The following is a 21,710-nucleotide window of genomic DNA, read 5'->3' as shown; positions in this document are numbered from 1 at the left end:
GCTACCGCTGCTTACGATTGATAATTCATAGTTTACCCAAGTATGCCTACCCAACAGGCGATGACAGGCAAAACCAACGGTTTAGTGTAGCCTGATAGCGACGTGGCGTCATGACTCTTGCCGTTACCTGACGGCATTCTCCATTCTGTCGCTGCTCCGACACACTAAACTGCCAATTTTTACTCGCAAGAGACGCAATATTATCCAGATCGGACGGGTGATACGGCATATCCGCTTCATAGGCCTCCAACTGTTGCATAGCAAACCGCCAGGCCTGACGCTGCTGCAACTGATGCTGAAATGACTGCTGCAAAATCTGGTGATATTGCAGTAGCCCCATCAGCGATACGGCGAACAGCAGTGCCGCCACCAGCGTCTCCGGCAGGCTGAAACCAGATTGACGACTCCTGAGCCTGTTGTTCATTGCGCTACTCCGTTGCATCACAGCGTGTCACATCCTTATCAGGACAGAAATCCAGCCAGCCGTTGCCCAATGGTTGAATCGTAATCTGGTTCGACGACAGTCCCGAAAAGGATACCCGTTGGTACAACGTCAACGGTCGCGCTGAAGCAGGAAGAGTTCCTTCGCCACGCAGTAATCCTTGATCCCCATCCGAGGCCGCACGCAGGCACACTACGAGCTGTTCTGCCGACAGCCGCTGGCACTGCCAACTTTCCGTTAGCGCGCTCCAACGCTGCCCTCTTCCCCAATTCAGCGAGGACAATGCCTGATTGAACGCTCGCAGATAGTGCCGTTCATCGTTACCCACCTGAATGGCAGCATCAAGCTGGCGTTGCAAACCGGACATCAACAGTAGGCCGATAATGGCGATGAGCAGCACCATAGCCAGTGTTCCACTTCCCTCCTGATGTCCTTTTTTCATTGGTTACGACCAAGAATAAGGCGAGTGATATGCTGCCGAACGGCAGGACGTTTGGCCCAATAACCGGCCAGTTGTAATTCATACAACGTCGCATTGTTTTTCGCAGACAGACGCTGTAACCGGAACACCGTGAGTACCACCTCCTGCGGATCAAACAGCTTCTCCCACCTGTCGCCCTGACAGTTATGCGCTCCACTCTGAATTTCCAACGACCGACCGCGCAGACGATAGCCAAAAGATTCCGCATCCTGCTGCTCCCCACCATCCCAAGCCCCGTTTCGGTTAAGATCGTAGGAGACATTCAGACAGCTGTTTTCTGCCTCTCCTGGATAATTCCCCAGGCTGATCGCCTTTCCCTGACAGGTTCCCGCACAAAAACCTGCCCGACGGATGTCTTTCTCAATTCCCATGGCGACCTGACTGAAGAGCTGCTCCAGCCGGAAAAGCTGCGCGCTGTCCTGACTTTGACTGCGCAACATAGGGTACAACTGTGCCGCCGACAGCATAATCAGGCTACCCAAGCTCAGCGCTAACAGGATTTCCGGCAGAGTGAAGCCACGCTGCTTACTCCTCAACCTTGGTTGCCTCAATTTTGTTCGTTTCAACACGATCTGTTTCAGCATAGGGGAATCGCCAGGACAGCCTGCGACTCGCTGCACAGACGCATGCGCCCTCTCACCGAGATGATGAGGCGTAGCTGACCCGCAGAATTCGACAGCGAAATGTGCCCAGCCTGTGCCGCGTTACGCAAGCCAAAGAACGTAAAAACGTTGCTTGTGAACTTTGCCAGCACCACATCCTGCGTGCGGCGAACGAACTGCCCCGGATGGTTATCACGGCACGTATCCTCTGTCTGCTTTTCATTCTGCCCTGCCACCATGCACCATAATTCTCCCTGCGGTATGAGCTTCGCTGTGCGGGTTTCGTTATGCCAGTAGGCATTCGCCTGAACCCGACTCAAAAAGTCCAGCAGTTGCTGGGCACTCTGCTCCAAACGAATTGCCTGCTGATACTGAATCCAGCCATGTAGGCCGCCGCCCGCCATCAGCGCCACAATCGTCAGCACCACGAGTAATTCAAGCAAGGTAAACCCTCGCCGTTGTCGATTCCCTGTTTTCATGGCGTCAGGATAATGAGTCTTATCAGCAAAAACAGCGTGTTAACGACGTTATACGCGGAGGCTCGCAATGTTTTACTGCAACGATGTAACAACAGAAAAAGCGTGCGGGGAGATGGGGAAAATACAGGGGAAATAATAAAAAAGGCCGCGTTACGCGGCCCTGAAAAACATGGGAAAAGCTTAGATCGCAACCGGTGCTTTGATGGCGGGATGCGGATCGTATCCCTCAATTTCAAAGTCCTCGAAGCGGTAGTCGAACAGCGTATCCGGGCGGCGCTTAATCACCAGTTTAGGCAGCGCGCGCGGTTCACGGCTCAACTGTAAATTCGTCTGTTCCAGATGGTTGTTGTACAGATGCGTGTCACCGCCGGTCCAAACAAAATCACCAACGTCGAGATCGCACTGCTGCGCCACCATATGCACCAGTAGCGCATAGCTGGCGATGTTGAACGGCAGGCCGAGGAAGATATCGCACGAACGCTGATAAAGCTGGCAAGAGAGTTTGCCATCCGCTACGTAGAACTGGAAAAACGCATGGCACGGTGCCAGCGCCATTTTGTCCAGCTCACCCACGTTCCAGGCTGACACGATAATACGGCGAGAATCTGGATCCTGTCTCAACTGGGTCAGGACATTCTTCAACTGATCGATCTCACGACCGTCTGCGGCTCCCCATGAACGCCACTGCTTACCGTAAACCGGCCCCAAATTGCCGTTCTCATCTGCCCATTCGTCCCAAATACTGACTTTGTTTTCATGCAGATAAGCAACATTGGTATCGCCGTTCAGGAACCAGAGCAGTTCATGGATAATCGAACGCAGGTGGCATTTTTTGGTGGTAACCAGCGGAAACCCGTCCTGCAAGTTGAAACGCATCTGATGGCCGAAAATAGAACGCGTGCCCGTGCCAGTGCGGTCGGCTTTCGGCGTGCCTTCTTCAAGCACTTTCTTCATCAGATCCAGATACTGTTTCATACTACCTCACCACAAAAATTAAAGAAGGACAGCGGATTATTGCTGTGCAGGCTGACGGCGATAGGCCCAGACCATCATCAGAATACCGGCGATCACCATCGGCAGTGACAGGATTTGTCCCATGCTGAACAGGTCGCCGAACAGCCCCAGCTGTGCATCCGGCTGACGAAAGAATTCGGTAATAATTCGGAATGTGCCGTAACCGATCAGGAAAAGCCCTGAAACGCTGCCCATAGGCCGAGGTTTACGGATAAAGAGATTCAGAATGATAAACAGTGCCACCCCTTCCAGCATCATTTGATACAGCTGGGAAGGATGACGCGGCAACATGCCATACTGATTGAAAATCGCCTGCCACTGCGGATTGCTGACGGCCAGCATCATATCTTCGCTACGCGAACCCGGAAACAGCATCGCCCACGGCGTATCCGTCGTCACGCGTCCCCACAGTTCGCCGTTGATGAAGTTGCCCAACCGGCCTGCGCCAAGCCCGAAAGGAATCAAAGGAGCAATAAAATCAGCAACCTGGAAGAAATGGCGTTTGGTGCGATGAGCGAACCACAGCATGACGCAAATCACGCCCATTAAGCCGCCGTGGAACGACATGCCGCCATCCCAGACTTTGAACAGGTAGAGCGGGTTTTCAAGAAATGACGGGAAGGCATAAAACAGGACATAGCCCAGACGCCCGCCGACGAAGACGCCAAGGAACCCCATATACAGCAGGTTTTCGACTTCATCTTTGGTCCAACCGCTACCCGGTTTATTCGCCCGACGCACCGCCAACCACATGGCAAATACAAAACCCACCAGATACATCAGCCCATACCAGTGCAGCGCCAGCGGGCCAATTGAGAAAATCACTGGATCAAACTGAGGAAACGCCAGATAGCTTGTCGTCATCATTCACCACATATTTTATTGTGTTATCCCTGCTTTCGGGATCGTCATTGATAGGCAAAAGGCAGGAGAATGAATCCGTTCCTGCGAACCGCGGTGGCGAATCATAGCATACGCACCCGCGCTCGTTGCTTGCTGAGGGGAAAAGTTCTGTAAAACATTGAGTCGTTGTTAAACATTTACTCGCAATGACATCTTGATGTATCCGCCACTATCGCACCGCGACGAATTAGCGCCCGCCGCGAATCAAGCCGCCCAATCCACGCTCTTCCATGAAAATCGCCGCCCACTGTCGGACTTCCGTCGCGCTCTGTGCATTCAGCAATTGCTTCACCAATGACTGCGATTCAGCCAGCGTAATTTGGCGCAGCAGATATTTAATTCGCGCCACGCTACGTCCGTTCATGCTGAGCGAGCGATAGCCCAGCCCCGTCAGCAGCAATGCGCCGAGCGCTTCGCCCGCCATTTCACCACACACGGAAAGCGGAATGTTATGCCGCTCGCACTCGACGGCGATCATATTCAGCGCGTGCAACATGGAAGGGTGCAGGCTGTCATAAAGCGATGCCACGTGAGCGTTGTTACGATCTACTGCCAGCAGATACTGCGTCAGATCGTTGGTGCCAACCGAAACAAAATCGATGCGAGAAGCCAGATGGGGGAGCAGGAACAGCATCGACGGGACTTCAATCATGATCCCAATTCGCGGCTTGGGCTGCGGGAAGCCCAGTAATTCCTCCACTTCGCCTGCGGCCTGATCGATCAGGCGACGCGCTTCACTGATTTCATCCAGACTGCTGATCATCGGCAATAGGATGTTGAGATTGCCACTATGCGCGTTGGCACGCAGCATGGCGCGCACCTGAATCAGAAAAATTTCAGGCTGATCGAGCGTAATACGAATGCCGCGCCAGCCGAGACACGGGTTCTCTTCGCTGATAGGCAGATAAGGCAGCGGCTTATCCGCGCCGATATCCAGCGTGCGCAACATCACAGGGCGCGTTGGGTAAAGCGCCAACATGCTTTGATATTGCGCCATCTGCTCATCTTCGGACGGAAAGCCGCTTTGCAGCATAAATGGGATTTCCGTGCGGTACAGACCCACGCCATCAACCTGATTGATAAAGCGTTTTTCGTGCTCGGCGCTCAACCCTGCATTCAGCATGACCTGAATGCGCTCGCCGCTTTTCAGCACGGCTGGCTGCTCCATTTCGCCTTCGGCCAGACGGGTCAGCTCGTTTTCTTCCGTCAGCAGGCGCTGGTATTCCTGTACCAGCACGGGTTCAGGATCGACCAGCAGCTCACCGCGGTAGCCGTCAATGATCAGCAGGCGCTGATGCAGCATGTCAGGCTGAATGTCCGCGCCTACCAGCGTCGGAATGCCCATCGCCCGGACGAGAATCGCCGCATGCGAATTGGCGGCGCCGTCATACACGACAACACCGGCCAACCGCTCCGGCGGCAGTTCCGCCAGCAGCGTGGCCGTTAATTCGTCCGCGACGAGGATAAAGCGCTCAGGCCATTGCCCCATGATTTGCGCGTTATCGTCGAGGTGAAACAACAGTCGTTGCCCCAACGCGCGCAGATCGCCCGCCCGTTCGCGTAAGTAAGTGTCCTGCAAATTGGTGAACTGCGCGGCAAAGCGCTCGATTACCAGCTTCACAGCCCACTCGGCGGCATTGCCTGCATCTACTTCCTGAAAGAGCTCACGCTTGAGCCGCGCATCATTCAGCAAGTGCGAGTACAAATCGAAAATCGCCGCGCTCTCTTTCTGCGCGCTGGCGCTAAACCGCTTGCTGAAGCGACGGAATTCCGCCGTGGCCTCTTCCAACGCCTGCGTTAAACGGGAACGCTCACGCTCGCTGTCCAGACTCGACGCGGGGAAAACCTGTTCCAGAGAAGGCTGGGTACAATCCTGCCAGCCAGGGGCAATCGCCACACCGGGTGCAGCCACCAGCGCCTTAACGCGCGTCTGACGGTATTGACCGAAGAGCGTTTTTATCTGCGAAAGGGAAAGAATAGCGGCCATCTGCGTGGCCAGCGTCACCATGAACGATTCTTCGTTTTTATCAAACTGACGATGTTCACGCTGCTGCACCACCAGTACGCCCAGCAGGTGGCGACGGTAGATAATGGGAACGCCAAGAAAAGAGCGGAAATGTTGCTCTTTCACGGCGGGGATATATTTGAAACTGGGGTGTGCGCGAGCATCGGCCAGATTGATGGGCTCAGCACGTTGACCGACCAACCCGACAATACCTTGCCCAAACGCCAGCGTAACCGTGCGCCCGCGCGGCTTTTTCAACCCGCGCGTTGCCATCAGGTAATAGCATTGACGATCGTGATCGGCCAGATAAATGGAACAGACTTCCGTGTCCATAGCCTGACAGGTCTCATTGACCAGAATGTCCAGCGCATCACTAAGGCGGGCCGTTGCCGCAACGTTTTCGACAATTTCTCGCAAGCGCGTGAGCATAATGTGCCTGAATTACCCTCTTTTTCGCCGAGGACCGGATGGCGTAACCACCCGAGCCGCAACACTCTCCTGAAGCAGTATCACCGGATTGATAAATTCCTTCATCACGCGACGATACACATCTCGCTTAAAAGAGACGACCTGACGTACCGGATACCAGTAACTCACCCAGCGCCAGCCATCAAATTCCGGCGTGCCGCTGCTCTGCATATTGATATCCGACTCATTACACATCAACTGTAGCAAAAACCATTTCTGCTTTTGGCCGATACAGACCGGTTTTGTATCCCAACGCACCAAACGCTTTGGTAATTTATAGCGTAACCAGTTACGGGTAGATGCCAATACGCGCACATCCTTTTTTCTTAACCCGACTTCTTCAAACAGTTCGCGGTACATTGCCTGCTCAGCACTTTCACCGGGGTTAATCCCCCCCTGCGGAAACTGCCAGGAGTGCTGACCATAGCGCCGGGCCCACATCACCTGCCCCTGCCGATTACAAATTACAATACCAACGTTTGGGCGGTAGCCATCATCATCGATCACCGGACTACCTCGATAAACATCAATGCAAAGATAACCTGATTGTTTCACACTCCCGTCAGGCGGTAAACCACTGCTTAGAAAGCATGTGATACGAATAAAAGTAAGATAACCCACAGATAAGATCAAAGTTATAAACATGTGAAGACCAGAATCCGCAATTTATTCACTTTTTCTGTGGACATCTTTGTGCAGAACCCATGAAGAAGTGAGTAAAACTCATTTCTCATGAAGAAAAAATATTAATGCGGATTAAAAAATAGTGCTTTTTATTCATAAAATTACAAACCATTTTACGTGAAAAAACAGACCCTGTTTTTTTGTTCAAATGGCATACAACGCAAGATTGGCGAAAGATCGCACTATGCCGATTTTATCCACAGGGAATGCCTCAAAGTCAGGCAATAAATAGGCAAAAACAGCAAAAAGGCCAAGCGTCAAGGCTGTAAATCGAACCAGTAATTCATGTTTATGTGGGTTATCCAAGAAATCTGTGGATAACCTAGTGTAAGATCCTGTTTATTGTCGGTGGCTATACGTGCACAGTTTGCAAAACGGTTCTAAGTGATCGCCATCACACTAAAAAAAAGCGCTACGAATCATGCTATTATTGTTTTTCTCCACAGTCTTCCAGGCTGTGCATGGGTATTCTCCACGCATTGTATTTTTTTTGAGCGGAAAAACATCGGGCTATACGCTATGAATTCACCCACGGTTCACACGACTGCGCCGCCAAATGAGCACACGTTGCTGGAACGCGCGCAATCCCTCGCGGGCTATAATCTCGCGGAATTAGCGGACATCGCTCGCCTGCCCCTTCCTGCCAACCTGAAACGCGATAAAGGCTGGATTGGTATCTTGCTGGAGCGTTTTCTGGGCGCAAGCGCAGGCAGCAAGCCCGAGCAGGATTTCCCCGACATTGGCGTTGAGCTAAAAACCATTCCTATTGATGAACAGGGTAAACCGCTGGAAACCACGTTCGTCTGCGTCGCACCGTTGACAGGCAACAGCGGCGTAACGTGGGAAAGCAGCCACGTACGACACAAGCTCGCTCGGGTACTGTGGATTCCGGTGGAAGGCTCGCGGCACATTCAGCTAGGGGAACGCCGTATTGGCACGCCGCTGATCTGGAGCCCCAATGAAGAGGAAGAGGAACAGCTGCGCTGCGATTGGGAAGAGTTGATGGACCTGATCGTGCTTGGCCGGGTAGAAAGTATCACCGCCCGACATGGAGAAGTGCTGCAACTGCGCCCCAAAGCGGCAAATAGCCGGGCATTAACCGAGGCGATTGGCGAATTTGGTCAACCGATTCTGACCTTACCGCGCGGGTTCTACCTGAAAAAAACCTTCACCGCGCCGCTATTGGCTCGCCACTTTATGCAGCTCAGTAGCTGAGTTTCATTAGCGCGATGTTCTATTAGCAGTATGCTTCATCGGCGCCCCACTTCATCGTACACTAGCCTTATACGCCGCACGCTATTACGCAACAATCGTGCGACAAGGGAGTCGATCTGGGAAAAGCCTGACGCCGAGCCAGAGTAAAAAACCAGAGCAAAAGGGACGCCAGCACACGGCTGCAATGCGAAGTATGACAGTTATATACTCTAAATAATTCGAGTTTCAGGAAGGCGGCAAGTGAGGGAATCCCGATGAGCTTACTCAAGTAAGTGATTCGGGTGACAGAGCGCAGCCAACGCACATGCAACTTGAAGTATGACGAGTATATTTTCACGACATCACACTTTCGCTTGCCTACGCCCCGAGCTGGCAGAGTATAATATCGTTTACGTTTCGTTTAGGGTGTATTGATATAATGTTTGATTGGATTGTTGATCCGAACGCATGGTTGGCATTGGGAACGCTGACTATTCTGGAAATCGTTCTTGGGATCGATAACATTATCTTCCTGTCTCTGGTTGTCGCCAAACTGCCTAAAGCCCAGCAAAACAAAGCTCGCCGTATCGGGTTGATGGGTGCGATGTTAATGCGTTTGGGACTGCTCGCTTCTATTGCCTGGGTCATGCGTCTGACCGACCCGCTGTTTACCGTCGCAGGCAATGAAATTTCCACACGCGATCTGATCCTGTTCTTCGGGGGACTCTTCCTGATCTGGAAGTCGAGTATGGAAATTCACGAAACCGTCGAAGGCGGTTCAGAAGACCATACTTCCAAGGTGTACTCTTTCTTTGGCGCGATTGTGCAGATCATGATGCTGGATATCATCTTCAGCCTGGATTCGGTGATCACCGCCGTCGGCCTGTCTGACCATCTGTTCATTATGATGGCAGCGGTCATTATCGCCGTTCTCGTGATGATGTTCTCTGCACGCCCTATCGGCGAGTTTGTCGAACGTCATCCGTCCGTCAAAATGCTGGCCTTGTCGTTCCTGATTCTGGTCGGGTTCACCCTGATTCTGGAAAGCTTCGACGTTCACGTACCGAAAGGCTACATCTACTTCGCCATGTTCTTCTCGATGTCCGTCGAGGCGTTGAACCTGCTGCGCAGTAAAAAAGAAAAAGCAGCGCACTGATCGCCGCATAACAAGCGCTCACGATAAAGGCGTCCTAATCAGGCGGCGACCCGCCGCCTGATTACACAACATTAACTCCCTCCAAACACATTTTTTCCATTATTCCTACGTTATCCCCCGCAACCATTTGCTAGACTCACCTTAGGTTTTGGCATTTATGAACGGGTTAATATGATGAAAGTACGGATGAAAATGGCAATCACACTGGCGTTATTATTCACTCTGGCAGGCTGTTCCAGTGACTATGTGATGGCGACAAAAGAGGGGAAAATGCTCCTGACGCAGGGAAAACCCGTGCTGGATAAAGATACCGGGCTGCTCAGCTATACCGATGAGCAAGGTAATCAGAAACAAATCAACAGCGATCAAGTCTCCCAGATCGTGCAGCGCTAACGGCAACGTTAGCCTGATATTTCCCCCTCGAACGACGCTCTTCGGCAAAATCCTGCTGAAGGGCAACAGAAGAGACTTCCCCACTCGCCACGGCTTCGTTTATAGTCGAATTCAGGTGTGTCTTCCCAAACTCATTGGAATCGCAGCAAATCATGCGGAAATGACGGGAAATGCGCCTGCTATTTTCAGACATAAGGAAGCTGGCAATGCAATATCACCGTATTCCCCATAGTTCTTTAGAAGTGAGCGTGCTGGGTCTTGGTACGATGACCTTTGGCGAACAGAACAGCGAAGCAGACGCTCATGCACAATTAGATCACGCCATTGCCGCAGGTGTTAACCTGATTGACACAGCAGAAATGTACGCCGTTCCTCCGCGCCCAGAAACACAGGGACTAACCGAGAGCTATATCGGTTCCTGGCTGAAATCCCGTGGCGGACGTGAAAAACTGATTGTGGCCAGTAAAGTCTCCGGCCCCGTGCGCGGAAACGATCACAGCATTCGGCCACAGCAGGCGCTGGACAGAAAAAACATCCGTGCCGCGTTGGATGCCAGCCTGCAACGCCTGAACACCGACTATATCGATCTCTATCAGCTGCATTGGCCACAGCGTCAGACCAACTGCTTTGGCAAGCTGAACTATCAGTATACTGACGACAAACCGGTCGTCACGCTGCTGGAAACGCTGGAAGCGCTGAATGAGCAGGTGCGTGCTGGTAAGATCCGCTACGTCGGTGTCTCCAACGAAACCCCGTGGGGCGTGATGCGCTATCTGCATCTGGCGGAAAAACATGACCTGCCGCGTATCGTGTCGATTCAGAACCCCTACAGCCTGCTGAACCGCAGTTTTGAAGTCGGCTTAGCAGAAATCAGCCAGCATGAAGGCGTGGAACTTCTCGCCTATTCGTCACTGGCGTTCGGTACGCTGACGGGTAAATACCTGAATGGCGCGAAACCTGCCGATGCACGTAACACGTTGTTTAGCCGCTTCACCCGTTATACCGGCCCACAGGCTCAGGCAGCAGTTGCCGAATACGTGGCGCTGGCGCAAAAGCACGGTCTGAATCCGGCGCAAATGGCATTAGCGTTTGTGCGTCAGCAGCCGTTCGTCGCCAGTACGCTGCTGGGTGCAACGACGCTGGAACAGCTGCAAATCAACCTCGACAGCCAGAACCTGACGCTGGACGGAGAGATCCTGGACGAGCTGGAAGCGATCCACCGCCGCTTCACGTTTCCGGCACCGTAAACGACAAAATCGGGGGCCACAGGGTTCATCGGCATTTTGCCGTGATCCGGCGTAAAAAATTATGCTGAGGAGATAGCTGGCTTCGGATGAGCCGCAGGACGCGGCGAAAGCTTGCGCCACGTCGGACAAAAACGTCAGAGACGTTTTTGAACAGCACTTGTGCTGGCCCGAAGGGCGAGTCCCATTTATGGGGCGAGTAAACGTGTCGTAAGCGGTCCGTTAAGCCGGATACCGACGAAGGAACCGCGCCAGCGGCATAATTCCCGCCGAAAGCCTGGGGTCACGGGGCGAGCGGCGTTTGAGCCGTCCCGTGTCGGGCGCGTGCTACGAGGTAGCATGAAAGTGACAGTATTGTGGCGCACGAAACAATCTCTCAGTCGGCATAACAATGTGACTAAGAAACACTTAATCAAAGATTGAACTGTCTTTTGGCTGAAACAACGGAATATCCTTACCCGTGATATAGCGCTTACGCAACCAAGACGATATCCCATCCATCACCATCACTATCGCGACTAAAATCAGCGTGATAAACATCACCACATCCCAGTTCCATAAGCGCATGTTCTCCGCATACACCAGCCCGATCCCCCCCGCGCCGACAAAACCCAATACGGCAACAGAACGGGTATTCGATTCAATCTGGTAGAGGCTGAGCGCCAGAATGATGGGGAACGACTGCGTGAAGATACCAAAGCGGTGTTTTTGCAGCGCATTGGCACCTAACGCGCTCAGGCCTCGTCCGGGTGAACGTTCGACAGCTTCATGTCCTTCCGCGTAGAGCTTGCCGAGCAGGCCAATATCCTGCATCACGATAGCCAACAACCCCGCCAGCGGCCCCAGCCCGACGGCTCGCACGAATATCAGCCCCCAAATCGCCATATCAATACCGCGCATCATGTCCAACAAGCACCGCACCAACAGGGCAATAGGCCGTAATCCGCGACGCTGCATAATGTTACGCGCCGCAAAGAAGGAGAGTAACAACGCGATGCAGGTCGCCGTTATCGTCCCCGCAAACACGATCGACAGCGTGATGGCAATTTGCGACAGGTAGTAACGAAAAGGCCAGTTGAGAAAATCATGCCAGACAAACATGCGTAAAAAATAGCGCCCCAGCTGCGACGAACCATTGACCCACTGCTGCCAACTGATGCCAAAAGTCTGGAAAAAGAACAGGTAATACAGCGTGACGGCCAGCACCAGCAGCGCGATTCGGCGTAGGTAGCGCGACTGTATGCGAAACAGGTCGGGATGCTGCTTTTTCAATTGCTCGACATCAGCCGACGTCACCGTTCTCATGTCACTGTCCTTCTACCACGCGACGGCGTAGATAGCCGGATAAACCATCCAGCAGCGAGACCACCACGAGAATCAACAATAAGGTCATACTGACCTGATCGTAGCGATCGAGCTTAATGTTGGTCATCAGTTCCTGACCAATGCCACCCGCGCCGACCAGGCCAAGAATGGTGGAGGAACGGAAATTAATCTCCATGCGCATAAAGCTGTAGGAGAGAAAAATCGGCTTTACCTGTGGCCAGAAGGCGAAACGCATAATCTGGAGCTTGTTGGCACCACAGCTTGCCAGACCGCGTACCGATCGATCGGACGCGCTTTCCAGAGACTCATAAAACAGTTTGGTTAAGCTGCCGACGGTGTGCAGCGCCAGCGCAATAAAGCCGGGCATGGCACCGATGCCAAAAGCCATGACAAACATCACCGCCCAACCCAGCTCCGGCATGGTGCGTAAAAAGGCCACCAGCGCGCGAATAGTCACACGCAGCAGCATCGCGCTTTGCGTATTCGCGGCGGCACAAAATGCCAGTATCGTAGCAACCGCCACCGCAACGATCGTGGAAGCCAGCGCCATTTGCAGCGTTTCCCAGATCAGCGGCAGCTGTATCGGCAGCCGATATCCCCAATAAGCCAGAGAGCCTTCGGTGTGAGCGTTAGCCAGAAGCTGCTGCCAGTGCAGAACAGGCAGCGTATCGTGCAAGTAGCTGAAAAAATTCGGCAGAGAATGCCAGATGGTTGCGGGGCTGAATTCAGCAACCTTGCCCGCCCCCAGAAACAGGCTAGCCAGCAGCAAAGACCACAGTAGCGCCTCGCGCTTTTGTCGCCCTTTAATCTGTTGATAATAGTGCTCAAAGTCATTCTTCAAAGCAGTGTCCTATTTACCGGGCGATACGTCCTACCCTGACTTTGATGAGCGGACTGAAAATGTTGCCGCCCGTTCGATGTCGCGTCCGAACGGGCGTTGAGGGAACGGCGAAACGCCTTTACTCGATCAGCGGTTACCTTTCGTCAGTTCGCGTTTCATGTCGATGATGTGCTGGTAATCATTCAGGCTTGCCGCGCCGATATGCTGAGTCCCGCCCATCGCCTTGGTAAAGCATTCATGCTGATCTTTATCCAACTTCATCACCGCAGTAATGACCTTCTGCTTAAAATCAGCAGGTAGCTTATTGCTGACCAGAATCGGGCCGTTCGGAATCAGCGGGGATTGCCAGATAATCCGGATCTGCTGCATCAGATTCGGATGGTCCATACGAATCAGGCGGGTAAAAGCACCGGCGGTATAGCCCGTGTTGTAATCGCCCACCATTGATGTCCAGGCGACGGCACCGTCAAATTGGCCGTTCAATACGCCCAGAATGTCCTGCTCATGACCACCAGAAAACGTCACGCTGGAAAAGAAATTGTTGTATTTGTTATCGTTATTCCCGCCAAATTTCTGTTTAAAAATCTGATTGGGCACCAGAAAGCCCGAGGTTGAATCGGGATCGGCAAAGCCAAAAGATTTCCCTTTCAGGTCTTCCAGCTTTTTGTACGGACTGTCAGCTTTGACCACCACCACAGAGTGGTAGCCGCGTGACTGGTCTTTATCGTCAACGGCGATACCGACGATGTCCACTGCGTTAGGATCTTTCAGATAGACCGAGGCGAAAGCCGACGGCGACATACTCAGGACCAGATCCACTTTTCCCCCCAGCAGACCCTGAATGACGCCGGAGTAATCAGACGCGTTACGTAACCGGGTCTCAACCCCCAGTTCTTTATCAAGGAACTGTTTGACGCACTGATTATCACCGATCTGCTGTGTCGCATTTTGTCCGCCCAAAATACCCAAATTCAGCTCTTTGGGCATCCCTGCCGCCGTCACGTTCAAGACGGTCAGTGAGCTGGTTAATATCATCGCCAAACCAAGGATCTTTCTCATTGCTATCACCCGTTATCGTGTCAAAGGCCATCGTGTTAAACGCACTGGTGGTAAACGTATATTGCGTTAATGTGCGTTCAGTTCATCGCCATACAGCGTATGAAGCAGCGGCTCATCCAATCGCGTTGGATGCCCGTCAAAAACAATGCGCCCCTGAGCGATCCCGATGACGCGCGTGCAGTAATGCTTCACCAGATCCACCGAGTGCAGGTTAACCATCACGCTTATCCCCTGCTGACTCACTTCCCGTAAGACATCCATAATGCGGCGGGTATTTTTGGGATCGAGCGACGCGACTGGTTCATCGGCCAGCAAAATTCTGGGCTGCTGCATGAGAGCCCGACAAATAGCGACACGCTGCATCTGGCCGCCAGAGAGGTTTTCCGCGCGTTGTAGCGCCTGTGGCAGCATGTTTAACCATTGCAACAACGCGATGGCGCGAGCGCGGTCCTCGTCGGAAAAAACACGAAAGAGTGACTTGAGCGTGGAGGTTTGGCTAAGGCGGCCCAGCAAGACGTTAGTGAGGACATCCAACCGCGGAACCAGACAGAAATCCTGAAAAATCATGCCGCAATGGGCGCGCCATTGGCGTATCTGGCGCGAGCTTAGCTTGATAATATCCTGTGGCGGCTCAGCGCTATAATCGATAATTTCGCCGCCGGAGGCTGAAATTGTGCCGTTTAACAGATGCAGCAGCGTCGATTTTCCTGCCCCGGAACGGCCAATGACGGCAACGAATTCTCCCGTATGCAGATCGAAGTTAATGTCGTCCAGCACACGGTGTTGTGGAGACCATGCTTTCCCCACACCGCGAACGGACAGCACCTTTTGCGGCCGAACGGGCTGCAACTGCGTTTTGAATTCAAGGCCAGATTTCAATTGTGCCTGTGCCATCTTGATATCCACTGTGGTGAGGTAGCACCCTCATTAAGAACAGATGGCATGATGGTTTCATGAATAACAAATGATTAAATAATGACCAATTGAAACGATTTGTGAGGCTATCCTTAGCCGCGCCAAAATCCGCTAATAAGCAAATCAATCGATTAGTACACCTTCTGCCCTTTTGCCCACACATGACGAATATGAACATGGCCGTGAAGCGTATGGGCCAGAACCAGATCGGCACGTCCTCCTTCAGTAATCACACCGCGATCGTGTAACCCGATGGCGCGGGCGGGATTGCGTGTCAGCAAGGTGATAGCACGCGGCAGGTCATAAGGATTGCTCTCATCCTGTGCCAGACGAAATGCGGCATCAAGCAGGCTGGCAGGGTAATAATCAGAAGAGAGAATATCCAACAACCCCTGCTGCGCCAGTTGGCTGGCGGATACGTTGCCCGAATGCGAGCCGCCGCGTACCACGTTGGGCGCGCCCATCAACACCAGCAATCCGCGGTCGTGTGAGCATCTCGCTGCCGCCTCGGTAGTCGGAAATTCAGCAATCGCACAGCCTACCTTAAGGGATTCGTTAACGTGTTCTACCGTGGCGTCATCATGGCTGGCTAATGCGATCCCTTTTTTACGGCAGAGTGCCGCGATCGCCAGACGATTGGGTTGAGACCAGCGAGCAGCCAGCCCCCTCTGTTCTTCTTCAAACGCGTCCATCTGTGGATTACTGAGATGATATTTTCCCTGAAAATACTCGCGGTATTTCTGCAACGAGGTGTACTGACGCTGGCCGGGCGAATGATCCATCAATGACACCAACAGCAGATCGGGGGTATTCATCAGTTGTTCAAACAGCGGAACCGTGGCGTCATACGGCAGTTCGCAGCGCAGATGCAGCCGGTGCTCGGCGCGGTTTAGCCCTTTTTCCTGCCCCTGACGGATTGCCTCAACCATTTTATTGAGATTATCAAAGCGATGGCCGCCGTCCCGCACGTCTCCCACGGCAATCGCATCCAGCACGGTGGTGATACCATTCGCCACCATCAGCGCATCGTGGCTGCTCATGGCCGAGTAGGCCGGCCAATCCACTTTTGGCCGTGGAGTAAAAAATTTATCGAGATTATCGGTATGCAGCTCCACCAGCCCCGGCAGCAGAAATCCCCCCTCACCATCAAAAGCCCCAGACTGCTGACTACGTGAGCTGCTGACGTGAACAATGACGCCGTCTTGCACGTCCAGCGACCCGTAAACCACCTCATTTTCCAATACCAACTGGACATTATTGATAATCATGTTGCTGCACCCCGGGATAAGGTTGCATGGCGTGTAAATGCGTGGCGAGCCGGTTACGCACCGCACTGTCATGGAAAATGCCGACAATCGCCGCCCCGCCCTCACGGGCTTCTTCAATCAGTTGAACCACCACATTGCTATTGCCGCTGTCCAACGACGCGGTCGGCTCATCCAGCAGGAGAATGGGGTAATTGGCGATAAACCCTCGGGCAATATTCACCCGCTGCTGTTCCCCGCCAGAAAAAGTCGATGGCGGTAGCGACCAGAGTCGTTCTGGTACGTTGAGCCGGGCGAGCAACTGTCTGGCACGATCCTCACACTCGGCACGCGCCAGACCGCGCTCCAGCAGGGGCTGAATGACGACATCCAGCGTAGAGACGCGGGGGATCACCCGTAAAAACTGGCTGACCCAGCCAATGGTATCGCGGCGAATGGCAAGAATTTGCCGTGACGGGGCGTTCACCAGATCGACCCAGTGATGGTGATGCTTTACCCAAATATGGCCGCTGTTAGGCTGGTAATTGGCATACAGCGAACGGAGCAGCGTGGATTTGCCACTGCCGGAATGACCATCCAGCACCACGCATTCCCCAGCATTGACCTCAAAATTAGCGTCATGCAACACGGGCAAAGCAGCACCGTGCTGATTGTGTAACACGAAGACTTTATAAACATGCTCAACGCGAAGCTGTGTGTTCATGGCGTGTTCCGATTGATTACAACCTGATTCCCCCGCGCTGGCGCGAGATTCGCGTGGCTTCATCAGTTGAGGACTGACGAAACCAGCAGTTGCGTATAAGGGTGTCTGGGATCGTCCAATACGCGGTCAATCAGGCCGCTTTCGACAACCCGCCCTTGTTTCATCACGATCAGGTGGTGAGCCAGCATTCGCGCGACGCCCAAATCATGCGTCACGATCACCACCGCCAGATTCAGTTCACGCACCAGAGTACGTAAGAGATCCAGCAGGCGAGCCTGTACGGAAACATCGAGCCCGCCGGTCGGTTCATCCATGAAGACCAATTTAGGGCGCGTCACCAGACTACGGGCAATTTGCAGACGCTGCTGCATACCGCCAGAAAAGGTGGTAGGCAGATCGTCAATGCGCGCAACCGGGATCTCAACGTCCTGCAACCACTGGCTTGCCTGCTGGCGAATCTCACCATAGTGGCGCTGCCCGGCTGCCATCAGCCGTTCACCAATATTGCCACCGGCCGAAACCTGCGGGCGCAGGCCATCAAGCGGATACTGATGCACCACGCCCCATTCGGTGCGCAGCAGGCGTCGCCTCTCACTTTCGCTCAGGCGATATAAATCGCGTCCCTGATAGTCAATCGTTCCCTGCTGTGGCGTTAAACGTGCCGAAATAGCCTGTAATAGCGTGGTTTTTCCCGAGCCCGATTCGCCGACGATCCCCAGCACTTCCCCCGGAAAAAGCTCAAACGAAACGTCTTCAAAGCCCTTTTCCGGCGCATAAAGGTGCGTCAGGTTATTGACCGCCAGCAGCGGCTGTTCACTGCGGTTCATGGTTTTGTTTCTCCTGCTGCTGACGGCAATAGTCGGTATCGGAGCAGACAAACAGACGCGATCCTTCATCATCTATCACGATTTCATCAAGGTAGCTGTCGTGCGAACCGCACAGCGCACAGGGCTGTTCCCAGCGTTGAATGCTGAACGGGTGGTCGTCGAAATCCAGACTTTTCACGTCACAGTAGGGAGGCAAAGCGTAAATGCGCTTTTCTCTGCCCGCGCCAAACAGTTGCAGCGCGGGCATCCTGTGCATTTTGGGATTATCAAACTTTGGAATGGGCGACGGATCCATCACATAGCGGTCGTTCACCTTCACCGGATACGCATAGGTTGTCGCAATATGACCATAGCGGGCGATATCTTCATACAGCTTCACCTGCATGATGCCGTACTCTTCCAGCGCATGCATTTTGCGCGTTTCGACCTCACGCGGTTCAATAAAGCGCAGCGGATCGGGAATAGGCACCTGATAGATCAGGATCTGATCTTCTTTCAGCGGCGTTTCAGGAATACGGTGACGCGTCTGAATCAGCGTGGCCTCAACGGTGCGTTCGGTGGTCACCGCCCCGCTCACACGCTGGAAGAAACGTCGAATAGAGACGGCATTGGTCGTGTCGTCCGCTCCCTGATCAATCACTTTCAGCACATCGTTTTCACCAATCAGGCTGGCGGTCAGCTGAATCCCGCCGGTTCCCCAGCCATAGGGCATCGGCATTTCCCGTCCGCCAAACGGCACCTGATAGCCGGGAATCGCCACCGCTTTCAAAATAGCGCGCCGGATAGTGCGTTTGGTTTGCTCATCAAGATAGCCGGGGTTATAGCCGCTTAGTTCATGCATCTTTGCCCTCCTGATATTCCTGACGCAGACGTTTCAATAGCTCCAGCTCCGCCTGAAAATCGACGTAGTGAGGTAATTTGAGGTGAGAGACAAACCCCGCCGCCTCGACGTTATCCGCATGCGACAGCACAAACTCTTCGTCTTGCGCCGGGCTGGTCACCCGTTCGTGATGCTCTGCGGTTTGCAGCGCACGATCCACTAAGGCCATCGACATGGCTTTACGCTCTGCGCGTCCAAACACCAGCCCGTAGCCTCGGGTAAAATGTGGAGCTTCCTCATCCCGATCGGTAAAACCGTTGACCATTTCACACTCGGTCAGCAGGATTTCGCCAATTTCCAGCGGAAACCCCAGCTCCTCCGGCACAATCTCTACCGTGACAAAGCCCGTACGGATCTCTCCGGCAAAGGGATGCGTGCGGCCATAACCGCGCTGTGTCGAGTAGCTCAACGCCAGCAGGAAGCCTTCGTCTCCCCGCACCAGCTGTTGCAGGCGCGCCGAACGCGGAGCGGGATAACTCGGCGGATCGCGGGTGATATCGCACGGCTCGCTGCCATCATCCTCTTCCCTGATGGCAAAGCCTTCGCGGGTCATCAGATCGAATATCAGTGGGCACGTTGCTTCCAGCGGTGCATCAGCAACGGGCGGCGCAGGTGTGTCACCGTTGGCAAGCAGCGTGAAATCCAGCAAACGGTGAGTGTAATCGTAGGTAGGGCCGAGAACCTGACCGCCCGGCACATCTTTGTAAACCGCCGAAATCCGTCGCTCAATCCGCATGTTCGCCGTCGTTAGCGGCAGGCTGTCAGCCAGACGCGGCAGCGTCGTGCGATACGCACGCAGCAGAAAAATGGCTTCCACCACATCGCCACTGGCCTGCTTGATCGCCAGCGCCGCCAGTTCACGATCGTAAATCCCGCCTTCGGTCATCACGCGATCGACCGCCAGTCCAAGCTGTTGCTCTACCTGCTGACAGCCAATCTCCGGGGTGTCACGATCCCCACGGCGCAGATCGTCCTGTAAGCGATGGGCATTCTCGATCGCTTTCTCTCCCCCTTTCACGGCGACATACATCAACAGACCTCCACATGGGTGGTGCGCGGTAATGCCATCAGGGCATCGGCACAGGTGAACATCAGATCGATACCTTGCGGAAAGGGATCGGGACGGTGACAGAGATAGCGCAGCATGTCCGGCGGTAATTGCGGATCCACGAGACGTGAGCTTTCCAGCCCCGGCCCGCTCAGGCGCAGCGGCGTACCGCCGGTCAAAGAAATGACGTCGATAATGACCGTGGTACTCTTTTCCGGCGACATGACATCACCAGCAGAAAACTGCGACAGCGCGATGGCCGACGAAACATGAAGCAAGGCGAAGGCCGCCGACTCATCGCGGGTCAATATCGCACCGGTATGAAAACGCAGGTTGCTGCGGGTGGTTTCATCATTCAATGCGTCATCCAGCCAGAGCGGTGTGTCGCGATCGACCAGCGTCAGCATCACCGCCGTCGAGGCAGGAGAGAGCCGCCCCCATCCTTGCTGTAACGGTAAAGTCACCGTGATGCCCGGTTCGCTAACGGCTTTGAGGATACGCCGAAAAGCACACTGCGCGTCAGCCACTGGCTGCGCAAAGCTCGACTGTATAGACATCAGTTATCTCCGCGAACCAACGTGAAGAAATCGACCTTGCTACTGGCAATTTCACGCGCGCGCTGTTCACACAGCTCGGCACGCTGCGCCGCCAGAGGCTCGATGAGATGCTCCTGTAACCGATCGTGGTTTTCCGGCTGTTGCAACAGTGCATCAATCACGGCACAGCGCTCGGCATGGGCTTTATCACGACCGGCCACATAGCTGTATCCACACGTACCATCAGCCAGACGCACCACAGCACGCGTCATCGTCATATCCCCCAGCACAAAGCGTTTGCCCGTTCCTCCCATTCTCGCCTGTAGGCGAGTCAGGCCAATTTCGGCGGCGCGCAGCAGGGCGTACTGCGGGTGTAAATTGAGCGTTTGCCAGCGCTTCTCCAGCTCGACCACCGGGCTGAATGCCAGCACCGAGAGCCAGTGTTGACGGCGTGTTAGCGTATCCATCTAGTGCTCCAGCGTCAGTTCGATCATATCGCCGCGCGTCAGGCTGACGGAGTACTCGGCGATCTCACCGCTTGCGGTTTTATTCAGCGTGCGCAAACACAGCAGCGGTGCCTGCGCGTCGATTTCCAACAGCCGGCTCTCTTTAGCCTGAGCCAGACGCGTACTGATGCGCGTTTGCATGCGGATCAGCACCTGATTAAGTCGCTCGGTAATAAAGTCATGCAGCGAGCCGCAATTAAACTGCTGTAGGTGCGGCCACCAGGAAAGATTGGGCAGGAAATGGTTAATGACGCAGACCGGTATGCCGTTCACCCGGCGCAGCGTGCGCAAATGGATGACATTGTCGCCTTCACTACAGCCCAGCGCAGTGGCAATGTCCTGGCTGGCGGGGCTTAACATGGCAAAGAGTCGTTCGCTGGAGGGACTGCTGCCTTGATCCAACAGGTTCTGGCTAAAGTGGGCCTGCGCATGCAGCGGGTAGTCATAAGGCCGCATAAGCACCAAGATCCCCACGCCGTGACGGCGTTGAACCAGCCCTTTCTTCACCAAATCATCCACGGCCCGGCGTAACGTATGGCGATTAACGGCGTAGTGCGTAGCCAGCTGTTTTTCAGAGGGGAGATAGTCGCCACATTTGTAGCGCTCGCGTAGCTCTTCTTCTAATCGGGCAGCAATCGCCTGATAGAGTGTGGTCGGATGTCTGGACAACTGCATCATAAAAAATCTCCCAGAAACACGGGGCATTAATACGATTTGGAAGGAGAACGCTGGAATGTAT

At 53.9% G+C, this 21,710-nt stretch carries 24 protein-coding genes; 4 read left to right on the top strand and 20 right to left on the bottom strand.

What is annotated here, in order from left to right:
- Positions 1–46: 46 nt before the first annotated feature.
- The 8 genes from BUB06_RS07915 to rppH form a co-directional block, all read right to left on the bottom strand.
- Positions 47–442: a prepilin-type N-terminal cleavage/methylation domain-containing protein gene (locus tag BUB06_RS07915; protein WP_039472220.1), complete on the bottom strand. Its 396-nt coding sequence runs from the start codon at positions 440–442 to the stop codon at positions 47–49.
- Positions 429–884: a YgdB family protein gene (locus BUB06_RS07910; RefSeq protein WP_231051928.1), complete on the bottom strand. Its 456-nt coding sequence runs from the start codon at positions 882–884 to the stop codon at positions 429–431. The genes BUB06_RS07915 and BUB06_RS07910 overlap by 14 nt, the downstream gene beginning before the upstream one ends.
- Positions 881–1,492, bottom strand: coding sequence for a prepilin peptidase-dependent protein (locus BUB06_RS07905; protein WP_051982099.1), 612 nt, complete (start codon positions 1,490–1,492; stop codon positions 881–883). The genes BUB06_RS07910 and BUB06_RS07905 overlap by 4 nt, the downstream gene beginning before the upstream one ends.
- 8 nt (positions 1,493–1,500) lie before the next feature.
- Positions 1,501–2,004, bottom strand: coding sequence for a prepilin peptidase-dependent protein (locus tag BUB06_RS07900; RefSeq protein WP_039472215.1), 504 nt, complete (start codon positions 2,002–2,004; stop codon positions 1,501–1,503).
- 180 nt (positions 2,005–2,184) lie between these two features.
- Positions 2,185–2,979: a thymidylate synthase gene (thyA, locus tag BUB06_RS07895; protein ID WP_010299697.1), complete on the bottom strand. Its 795-nt coding sequence runs from the start codon at positions 2,977–2,979 to the stop codon at positions 2,185–2,187.
- 36 nt (positions 2,980–3,015) lie between these two features.
- Positions 3,016–3,882, bottom strand: a complete 867-nt coding sequence (gene lgt, locus BUB06_RS07890; RefSeq protein WP_010299695.1) for a prolipoprotein diacylglyceryl transferase — start codon at positions 3,880–3,882, stop codon at positions 3,016–3,018.
- 226 nt (positions 3,883–4,108) lie between these two features.
- Positions 4,109–6,355, bottom strand: a complete 2,247-nt coding sequence (gene ptsP / locus BUB06_RS07885; protein ID WP_039472213.1) for a phosphoenolpyruvate--protein phosphotransferase — start codon at positions 6,353–6,355, stop codon at positions 4,109–4,111.
- A gap of 12 nt (positions 6,356–6,367) precedes the next feature.
- Complete coding sequence (rppH, locus tag BUB06_RS07880) at positions 6,368–6,901, bottom strand: RNA pyrophosphohydrolase (protein ID WP_010282870.1); 534 nt, start codon at positions 6,899–6,901, stop codon at positions 6,368–6,370.
- A 696-nt stretch (positions 6,902–7,597) separates the two neighbouring features.
- Between rppH and mutH the strand changes: the two genes are divergently transcribed.
- The 4 genes from mutH (at position 7,598) to BUB06_RS07850 (ending at position 11,068) form a co-directional block, all read left to right on the top strand.
- Positions 7,598–8,293: a DNA mismatch repair endonuclease MutH gene (gene mutH, locus BUB06_RS07875; protein WP_039472211.1), complete on the top strand. Its 696-nt coding sequence runs from the start codon at positions 7,598–7,600 to the stop codon at positions 8,291–8,293.
- Between the two features lie 418 nt (positions 8,294–8,711).
- A complete protein-coding gene (locus BUB06_RS07865) occupies positions 8,712–9,428 on the top strand; it encodes a TerC family protein (protein WP_010299690.1) in 717 nt (238 codons plus the stop codon).
- A gap of 186 nt (positions 9,429–9,614) precedes the next feature.
- Positions 9,615–9,821: a YgdI/YgdR family lipoprotein gene (locus tag BUB06_RS07860; protein WP_139294534.1), complete on the top strand. Its 207-nt coding sequence runs from the start codon at positions 9,615–9,617 to the stop codon at positions 9,819–9,821.
- Positions 9,822–10,027: 206 nt separating this feature from the next.
- Positions 10,028–11,068, top strand: coding sequence for an NADP(H)-dependent aldo-keto reductase (locus BUB06_RS07850; protein WP_039355826.1), 1,041 nt, complete (start codon positions 10,028–10,030; stop codon positions 11,066–11,068).
- 405 nt (positions 11,069–11,473) lie between these two features.
- Here BUB06_RS07850 and phnE (BUB06_RS07845) read toward each other — a convergent pair whose 3' ends face one another.
- The 12 genes from phnE (BUB06_RS07845) to phnF form a co-directional block, all read right to left on the bottom strand.
- Positions 11,474–12,370: a phosphonate ABC transporter, permease protein PhnE gene (gene phnE, locus BUB06_RS07845; RefSeq protein WP_039472208.1), complete on the bottom strand. Its 897-nt coding sequence runs from the start codon at positions 12,368–12,370 to the stop codon at positions 11,474–11,476.
- 1 nt (position 12,371) lies between these two features.
- The gene (gene phnE, locus BUB06_RS07840; protein ID WP_039472206.1) at positions 12,372–13,232 is read right to left on the bottom strand and encodes a phosphonate ABC transporter, permease protein PhnE; all 861 of its coding nucleotides are present in this window, start codon (positions 13,230–13,232) and stop codon (positions 12,372–12,374) included.
- A gap of 126 nt (positions 13,233–13,358) precedes the next feature.
- Positions 13,359–14,291, bottom strand: coding sequence for a phosphonate ABC transporter substrate-binding protein (gene phnD, locus BUB06_RS07835; protein WP_039472204.1), 933 nt, complete (start codon positions 14,289–14,291; stop codon positions 13,359–13,361).
- A gap of 66 nt (positions 14,292–14,357) precedes the next feature.
- Positions 14,358–15,185 carry a phosphonate ABC transporter ATP-binding protein gene (gene phnC, locus BUB06_RS07830; RefSeq protein ID WP_039472202.1) on the bottom strand — a complete coding sequence of 276 codons (828 nt, stop codon included), beginning with the start codon at positions 15,183–15,185 and terminating at the stop codon, positions 14,358–14,360.
- 152 nt (positions 15,186–15,337) lie between these two features.
- A complete protein-coding gene (phnM, locus tag BUB06_RS07825; RefSeq protein WP_039472200.1) occupies positions 15,338–16,474 on the bottom strand; it encodes an alpha-D-ribose 1-methylphosphonate 5-triphosphate diphosphatase in 1,137 nt (378 codons plus the stop codon).
- Positions 16,461–17,174, bottom strand: a complete 714-nt coding sequence (gene phnL, locus BUB06_RS07820; protein ID WP_039472615.1) for a phosphonate C-P lyase system protein PhnL — start codon at positions 17,172–17,174, stop codon at positions 16,461–16,463. Before phnL ends, phnM begins: the two co-directional genes overlap by 14 nt.
- Positions 17,175–17,236: 62 nt before the next feature.
- Positions 17,237–18,001 (bottom strand): phosphonate C-P lyase system protein PhnK, encoded by a 765-nt coding sequence (gene phnK, locus BUB06_RS07815; RefSeq protein WP_039472198.1) that lies wholly within the window; start codon positions 17,999–18,001, stop codon positions 17,237–17,239.
- Positions 17,988–18,842, bottom strand: coding sequence for an alpha-D-ribose 1-methylphosphonate 5-phosphate C-P-lyase PhnJ (locus tag BUB06_RS07810; RefSeq protein WP_039472197.1), 855 nt, complete (start codon positions 18,840–18,842; stop codon positions 17,988–17,990). The genes phnK and BUB06_RS07810 overlap by 14 nt, the downstream gene beginning before the upstream one ends.
- Complete coding sequence (locus BUB06_RS07805; protein ID WP_039472195.1) at positions 18,835–19,911, bottom strand: carbon-phosphorus lyase complex subunit; 1,077 nt, start codon at positions 19,909–19,911, stop codon at positions 18,835–18,837. The genes BUB06_RS07810 and BUB06_RS07805 overlap by 8 nt, the downstream gene beginning before the upstream one ends.
- Complete coding sequence (gene phnH, locus BUB06_RS07800) at positions 19,911–20,486, bottom strand: phosphonate C-P lyase system protein PhnH (protein ID WP_039472193.1); 576 nt, start codon at positions 20,484–20,486, stop codon at positions 19,911–19,913. Before phnH ends, BUB06_RS07805 begins: the two co-directional genes overlap by 1 nt.
- Positions 20,486–20,932 (bottom strand): phosphonate C-P lyase system protein PhnG, encoded by a 447-nt coding sequence (phnG, locus tag BUB06_RS07795; protein WP_039472191.1) that lies wholly within the window; start codon positions 20,930–20,932, stop codon positions 20,486–20,488. The genes phnH and phnG overlap by 1 nt, the downstream gene beginning before the upstream one ends.
- A complete protein-coding gene (gene phnF / locus BUB06_RS07790; RefSeq protein WP_039472613.1) occupies positions 20,933–21,646 on the bottom strand; it encodes a phosphonate metabolism transcriptional regulator PhnF in 714 nt (237 codons plus the stop codon). It lies immediately after the preceding gene.
- Positions 21,647–21,710: the final 64 nt, after the last annotated feature.

This window comes from Pectobacterium carotovorum, assembly GCF_900129615.1.
Lineage (GTDB): Bacteria > Pseudomonadota > Gammaproteobacteria > Enterobacterales > Enterobacteriaceae > Pectobacterium > Pectobacterium carotovorum.
The sequence above is the reverse complement of the archived record's forward strand: the minus strand, read 5'-3'. Positions and strand labels throughout refer to the sequence as shown.

What these genes read in the sequence shown, in the direction of transcription:
- BUB06_RS07900 (WP_039472215.1), bottom strand. Translation starts at nt 2,004, where the DNA reads ATGAAAACAGGGAATCGACAACGGCGAGGGTTTACCTTGCTTGAATTA.
- phnK (WP_039472198.1), bottom strand. Translation starts at nt 18,001, where the DNA reads ATGAACCGCAGTGAACAGCCGCTGCTGGCGGTCAATAACCTGACGCAC.
- BUB06_RS07915 (WP_039472220.1), bottom strand. Translation starts at nt 442, where the DNA reads ATGCAACGGAGTAGCGCAATGAACAACAGGCTCAGGAGTCGTCAATCT.
- phnF (WP_039472613.1), bottom strand. Translation starts at nt 21,646, where the DNA reads ATGCAGTTGTCCAGACATCCGACCACACTCTATCAGGCGATTGCTGCC.
- BUB06_RS07860 (WP_139294534.1), top strand. Translation starts at nt 9,615, where the DNA reads ATGAAAATGGCAATCACACTGGCGTTATTATTCACTCTGGCAGGCTGT.
- BUB06_RS07850 (WP_039355826.1), top strand. Translation starts at nt 10,028, where the DNA reads ATGCAATATCACCGTATTCCCCATAGTTCTTTAGAAGTGAGCGTGCTG.
- phnL (WP_039472615.1), bottom strand. Translation starts at nt 17,174, where the DNA reads ATGAACACACAGCTTCGCGTTGAGCATGTTTATAAAGTCTTCGTGTTA.
- phnE (WP_039472208.1), bottom strand. Translation starts at nt 12,370, where the DNA reads ATGAGAACGGTGACGTCGGCTGATGTCGAGCAATTGAAAAAGCAGCAT.
- BUB06_RS07910 (WP_231051928.1), bottom strand. Translation starts at nt 884, where the DNA reads ATGAAAAAAGGACATCAGGAGGGAAGTGGAACACTGGCTATGGTGCTG.
- phnC (WP_039472202.1), bottom strand. Translation starts at nt 15,185, where the DNA reads ATGGCACAGGCACAATTGAAATCTGGCCTTGAATTCAAAACGCAGTTG.
- lgt (WP_010299695.1), bottom strand. Translation starts at nt 3,882, where the DNA reads ATGACGACAAGCTATCTGGCGTTTCCTCAGTTTGATCCAGTGATTTTC.
- phnM (WP_039472200.1), bottom strand. Translation starts at nt 16,474, where the DNA reads ATGATTATCAATAATGTCCAGTTGGTATTGGAAAATGAGGTGGTTTAC.
- mutH (WP_039472211.1), top strand. Translation starts at nt 7,598, where the DNA reads ATGAATTCACCCACGGTTCACACGACTGCGCCGCCAAATGAGCACACG.
- BUB06_RS07865 (WP_010299690.1), top strand. Translation starts at nt 8,712, where the DNA reads ATGTTTGATTGGATTGTTGATCCGAACGCATGGTTGGCATTGGGAACG.
- BUB06_RS07810 (WP_039472197.1), bottom strand. Translation starts at nt 18,842, where the DNA reads ATGCATGAACTAAGCGGCTATAACCCCGGCTATCTTGATGAGCAAACC.
- thyA (WP_010299697.1), bottom strand. Translation starts at nt 2,979, where the DNA reads ATGAAACAGTATCTGGATCTGATGAAGAAAGTGCTTGAAGAAGGCACG.
- phnD (WP_039472204.1), bottom strand. Translation starts at nt 14,291, where the DNA reads ATGAGAAAGATCCTTGGTTTGGCGATGATATTAACCAGCTCACTGACC.
- phnG (WP_039472191.1), bottom strand. Translation starts at nt 20,932, where the DNA reads ATGGATACGCTAACACGCCGTCAACACTGGCTCTCGGTGCTGGCATTC.
- BUB06_RS07805 (WP_039472195.1), bottom strand. Translation starts at nt 19,911, where the DNA reads ATGTATGTCGCCGTGAAAGGGGGAGAGAAAGCGATCGAGAATGCCCAT.
- ptsP (WP_039472213.1), bottom strand. Translation starts at nt 6,355, where the DNA reads ATGCTCACGCGCTTGCGAGAAATTGTCGAAAACGTTGCGGCAACGGCC.
- phnH (WP_039472193.1), bottom strand. Translation starts at nt 20,486, where the DNA reads ATGTCTATACAGTCGAGCTTTGCGCAGCCAGTGGCTGACGCGCAGTGT.